This is a genomic window from Arthrobacter sp. H5 (genome assembly GCF_000520595.1).
GTDB lineage: Bacteria > Actinomycetota > Actinomycetes > Actinomycetales > Micrococcaceae > Arthrobacter_D.
Window position 1 is genome coordinate 1 of record NZ_KI915029.1, and the last position, 5,247, is coordinate 5,247.

Sequence of the window (5,247 nt, forward strand, 5' to 3'; positions counted from 1 at the left end):
AGAAAGATTACGACTACCGGCCACGGTCACAAAGGGCCGCCAAGAGAGCCGACGACGCAGACCCGGTCATGCCTCGAGTGCATCGTGCGATCAGCAATTTCAAGACGTGGCTGCGAGGGACACACCGATCTGTCAGCAATGAACAACTACAGGTTTACCTCGACGAATTCACGTTCCGCTACAACAGACGCAGCACGCCCATGGCTGCGTTCCAGACTCTCCTCGGTCTTGGCAGTCGGCAGCCGCCGACTACCTACCGCCAAATCACAGAAAATGGCCGAAACGCAAGACATAACCTGAGCTAACCGTTCACCCACTACCCAACTTACGGACAGTGCGGGCCCACGGCTCTCGTTGTTCAAGATTTGCTCGGTGGTGACTTGCTTGTCGCAGCGGTCAACGGTGGCGCCGCGCACGACGAGGTTCATTACTGGAACCGTTTCTCGGGCAGCTTGGAAATAGACCTGACGCGAGAGCAATTTGGGCCCCACCAGATCATCGGGGTGCCCCGCGTTGTCATACGGCCGACTGGAGGGCCCAGGGCGTACGCGCAGGAGTATCAGCTACTCAGCACAGGGGTAATGGCCGCGCTCACCGGAAAACCAGACGAGCCACACTAATATCCCTGAACGGAGCTCCATAGCGGGTTGTTTGAAGGTGGGAGACTGCTGATTATGAGCACCCTTGAACGGGACGCCTCCACAGCCTGGTCGGTTCTTCGAACTGTTTGGTCCGATCTGCCCTGGGCAAACCCCACCTACAGTCACGGAGCGTTCCACCACGTGGCAGTTCTAGGCACGACTGCTGTCGTGCGCGTTTCCTTCGCGGCTGACCACGAGGCACAGATCAGCCTTCAGAGCACGGTGCTCGAATCGGTCAGCGGTGTCGGGCTCAACACCCGAATCCCGAAACTCCTTCGCTCACTCAGCCATGACACGTGGTCTGGCCTGCACCTTCCTCGAGGGCGCCCACGACGCGGATCGGCCGTGGCACGAAGTCTGGCAGCACTTCGCCGGCATCCTCGATGACTTGCGGTCAGCACAAGTACCTGCGGCGGGATTGCCTCCTGCACGCACGTGGTGCGGAGGGGAAGCGTGGCCCGACGTCGTTGAGCGGATCACAGCAGACCACAGGTTTCGCATGCGAAGTACAGCCCGAGCCGTGGTGCGAGAGGTACTGAATCTCCACCGGGCGGTGAACCCCGCGCTTGTCCATGGAGACTTCGGTCCGCACAACATCTTGTGGGACGAGTCCGGCACTCCAGGTCTCATCGACTTCGACAACGCGTGTGCGGCAGACCCTGCGATCGATGTTGCTCCTCTCATCGGCTTCTACGGCGCTGAGCACGGGCCTGCGACCGGCAACCTCATCCGGCAGCAGTCTGAGCCAGCCCAGCAGGGTTGCGTCTTGTCGGCGACGGCGAATTTCCGGCATCGACCGTTCGATAAGGTCCGCGGCGCGCTCGAAATCCGCGGCACCGAGCGCGTGCCGGACCGCGTCCTCAGGCAGATCATTCCGCTCGTGCCAGTCGCTGGCGAGGCGGTGAAGGGTCCGCACATGATCAGGGCCAGCGCCCGACGACCGCGCTCTGAGAACATCGGCGAAGAGTCGGTGATACCGGTACCACCTCCGTTGGTCATCCAGTGGCACGACGAACAAGTTGTCGCGCTCCAGGATCTGAAGAAGTTCGCTGCTATCCGACCGGCCCGTCACGGCTTCGCAGAGCGGACCACTGAGACGGTCCAGGAACGCGGTGCGGAACAGGAAATCACGGAGGTGGTCAGGCTGACGCCGCAACACCTCTTCGCACAGATAATCGATCACGAAGCGGTTGCTGCCGGTGAATGCCTCGATGAAACCGGGGATGTCTGAGCGGTCCCGCATGGACAAGGCAGCCAGCTGAAGGCCGGCGACCCAGCCCTCCGTGCGGGTCTCGGCGGCCGCCAAGGGCTGGGTTGGTGAGGCGCTATTCCCAGGTTTCGATGACAGCAGTGTGGCCGGCGGCACCGGCGAATTTACGGTCATCGGTGAGCAGCGGCATGGCCAATGATTCAGCCAAGGCCACGTAGAAGCCGTCATAGGCCGTGAAGTTGTGTCGGAGCGCCAGCACCCTTCGATGATGAGGTTGCATCGGGTAGCGCACCAGCGGCAGATCTGCGAAGTCCTCGAGCATCTCCTCCGCCCGCATGACACTGATCTTGATCAAGGGTTTGAGTGTCAGCAGCAACCCGCGGATGGCGGAGGCAACCTCAGCATCGATCAAAGCCGGAGCATGCACGTACCGGGGCCGGCCAAACCGGTCACGCAACCCGTCATCACCCTCGCGATTCTGCAGCAACCGCACCACGATCGAAGCGTCTGCGACTGTCATCTCCGGTGGTCATCGTTAATGAGCGATCGGATGTCTTCACCACTGGCCTCGACGCTGTCTCGAGCGGCGATCCGCGCGAGGACTTCACTCATTGGAGGGCGCGAGGTGTCGTCATGGATCAGTTCTCGGAGGTAACCCGACAGCGACATGTTTCGCGCAGCAGCCCGCGTTCGTAAGGCCTCGACATCTTCGGCGGGGACATCGCGAACCTGAATAATTTCACTGCTCATAGCCAGAGACTAGCAGAAATCATGAACTATGCATGCGACGCCGGCAGCTGAACCTCCGAAGCTACAACTCCTGCGGCTGGATGACTAGATCCAGGCCGGAGCGGGGGCTGCCCCGGCGCCGTCGGATTCACTGTCCGAAACTCCCGCAGTGCCGCGGCCCGCAGCCCACTGCGCTACACCGGCAAGGGTTCCGCTGACCAGCCGTGATCCCGACGGATCCCCATGTGGTGTCCGGACCGTGCCGGAAGATTCAGTAACTTCCACGCGCAGTTCGGCATCGGTCCCGCGCGTGGCCCAGGCTTTGGTGATGTCGCGCCACTCGACGCTCAGGTGCACGGCCGAGTGGTCGTACAGGTTCCGCAGCGCAATGGGACTCAGTGTCGAGCCGAACGCGATCTCCTCGTTCCGTACCTCCACCGACGCTTACATCGGGGTCTCAACCCCGGTGGCCGCCCACTCCACCAGCAGCGCAATGCGCGCGCATTGCAGCCGATATGCGCGACGATATGCCGCCGGCTCCAGCCGGGAAGGAGCGAGCCGCCGTCGAGCTCTGCATCAGTGAGCTCGTTGAGCTTGCGCGCGAAGAACGCGGTGCCCTTGCGGGCCTGCAGCAATTCCTCGACCAGTCCGGGATCGGTGGCCAAATCAGTACGGGCAACCATCAGGCTTCCTTGACCACGCGGTTTTTCAGCTGGCCCAGTCCCTTGATGGTGGTCACGAGCACCTGTCCCAGCCACTGGATGGTGCGGAACTGGTAGTCGCGCATGCTCACATCGTTGAGCACGGCGTAGCCTGCAGTGTGGTCCGGTGCGTCCGCCTGGCTGATCCAGGGCCACTGCGGTTTTCAGGCACTATCGGGGATCCAATGGTGCCAATCCCGTCTTCTTCGTCCTTCACCTCGTAATGAAGGACTGAGCACCAGAACCGTGCGAGGCCAAGTCCACGGGCTACACGGATGTTCAGCTAGCGGTGAGATGCTCCTCTATGAGCTGGCCGCTCACGTGGAGTTCAATCGCGCCGCTCGCAACTCCCACCACCAGATCGAAGGCCGTATCTGTGGTGAAGTTATGGCGATAACCGTTCAGTCCCAGGAATACGACCACCAGCGTCCAGGCTGTTCGCTTGTTGCCGTCTCTGAGAGCGTGGTTGCGGGCGAGTGACTCCAGAAGGGCTGCCGCTTTCAGTGGCAGGGCGGGGTAGGCTTCCCGTCCCGTCAGCGTAGTGGGCGGGCGGGCCAGTGCTGACTGGAGGAGACCAACATCTCGGAGATGGAACCCGAAAGAGTCGACAACGTAACACGCGTCATCCAATTCCAGGCATACCGTCATGCGTCTTCGAGACGCTTCAGTAGTTCGGCATCATGCGTCTTGACGAACTCCAAAGATGCATCGATGAGGTTGCGGCGCGCGTGACGATCGACAATCAGCTGGGCGCCCTGAAGGAGCAGGGCACTCTTGGAAGTGTGCGACGCAGCGGCGATATCATCCAACTGCCGGTCGAGATCTTCGGGGAGACGCAGGTTCATAGCCATGGCTTTATGGTACCGCAACGGTACTTTCAAGGGTGCTCCAAGGATTGCCAACCTCAACGGGCAGTCCGTCGAAGTCTCCCGTTTTTCGCGTGACCATGGTCAGGGCCGTGCCGGATCGCGGTGACGGCCAAGAGCGTGTCCGTCCTCGACCCCGCACCACTCGGCAATAAAGAGGGCGATGGTCTTGGTGACGTTACGCACCGACTCCACGTGCACACGCTCGTCAAAACCGTGGATGGCCTCGGAGACCGGCCCGTACACCAACGCGGGAATCTTGCCGTAAAGCGCGAAGACCCTGCCGTCCAGATACCCCGGCGTGGTGAAGCTGCCCAGCGCGGATCCGAAGACCTGCTCATGCGCACCGGCCAGCACACCTTCCGCGGCGGATCCCTCCTCCAGCACATAGCCTTCGCTGAAGAAACCCGTGCGCTCGGCGTGAAGGTGAAGCTGCGGATCACGGTCCGAGGCAATGCGAAGCCGTTCCTCGATCTGCTCCCACGCGTCGGTGGCGGTCACCCCGGGATAGATCGCTGCCCGCACTTCGAATTCGCACCAGGACGGCACGCTGGACGGCCAGTCACCCCCGCGGATCATGCCCATGTTGAAGTTGATCGGATGGTCCAGGTCCTCGAAGTAGCGGTGGCTGCCCTTCTGGGCGTTCCACTGGTCCTGCAACGCCCGCAGCTCGCCCATCGCGCCATACGCAGCGTCAATCGCGTTGAATCCGGTGGCCATCTCACGCACGTGGGTGGGCAGGCCCTCAACCCGGACCTTGAACCAGATCACACCCACATTGGCGCGGACCAGCATGTTCTCCTCGGGCTCAGGGATAACGACGGCGTCAGCGGTATAGCCGCGCTGCAGGGCGGCCAGCGAACCGTTGCCCGTGCATTCCTCCTCCACTACGGACTGGACGTGGATGCGGCCCTGCGGCGTCAGGCCCGCGGCGCGGACCGCATCCAGCGCGAAGAGGTTCGCGGCGAGCCCGGCCTTCATATCGCCGCTGCCCCTGCCATACATCCAGCCGTCGATCATCGAAGCGTCCCAGGGGGAGCGGGACCAGGTGTCCTCCGGGCCGGCGGGCACCACGTCCACGTGACCGTTGAGAATCAGCG

At 62.3% G+C, this 5,247-nt stretch carries 7 protein-coding genes and 1 pseudogene; 2 read left to right on the plus strand and 6 right to left on the minus strand.

The features are described 5' to 3' along the window. The coding region (locus Y708_RS28720; protein ID WP_162150507.1) for a transposase at positions 1 to 305 on the plus strand (305 nt) is incomplete at its 5' end. Between the two features lie 625 nt (positions 306 to 930). After that, complete coding sequence (locus tag Y708_RS0119820; RefSeq protein WP_155853964.1) at positions 931 to 1,872, plus strand: aminoglycoside phosphotransferase family protein; 942 nt, start codon at positions 931 to 933, stop codon at positions 1,870 to 1,872. Between the two features lie 94 nt (positions 1,873 to 1,966). Here the strand turns inward: Y708_RS0119820 and Y708_RS0119825 are convergent, their stop codons facing one another. The 6 genes and pseudogenes from Y708_RS0119825 to Y708_RS26625 all read right to left on the minus strand — a co-directional run. Continuing rightward, positions 1,967 to 2,371, minus strand: coding sequence for a type II toxin-antitoxin system VapC family toxin (locus Y708_RS0119825; protein ID WP_028281261.1), 405 nt, complete (start codon positions 2,369 to 2,371; stop codon positions 1,967 to 1,969). Then, on the minus strand, positions 2,368 to 2,601 hold the full coding sequence (locus Y708_RS30560; protein ID WP_035776985.1) for a hypothetical protein: 234 nt from the start codon (positions 2,599 to 2,601) through the stop codon (positions 2,368 to 2,370). Before Y708_RS30560 ends, Y708_RS0119825 begins: the two co-directional genes overlap by 4 nt. Positions 2,602 to 2,685: 84 nt before the next feature. After that, a pseudogene (locus Y708_RS26620) lies at positions 2,686 to 3,263 on the minus strand (maleylpyruvate isomerase family mycothiol-dependent enzyme). A gap of 297 nt (positions 3,264 to 3,560) precedes the next feature. Further along, positions 3,561 to 3,929: a type II toxin-antitoxin system death-on-curing family toxin gene (locus Y708_RS0119845; protein ID WP_035776988.1), complete on the minus strand. Its 369-nt coding sequence runs from the start codon at positions 3,927 to 3,929 to the stop codon at positions 3,561 to 3,563. After that, positions 3,926 to 4,132 (minus strand): ribbon-helix-helix domain-containing protein, encoded by a 207-nt coding sequence (locus Y708_RS0119850; protein ID WP_253905899.1) that lies wholly within the window; start codon positions 4,130 to 4,132, stop codon positions 3,926 to 3,928. Before Y708_RS0119850 ends, Y708_RS0119845 begins: the two co-directional genes overlap by 4 nt. Positions 4,133 to 4,231: 99 nt before the next feature. Continuing rightward, on the minus strand, positions 4,232 to 5,247 hold a 1,016-nt coding region (locus Y708_RS26625; RefSeq protein ID WP_035776991.1), incomplete at its 5' end, for an ArgE/DapE family deacylase.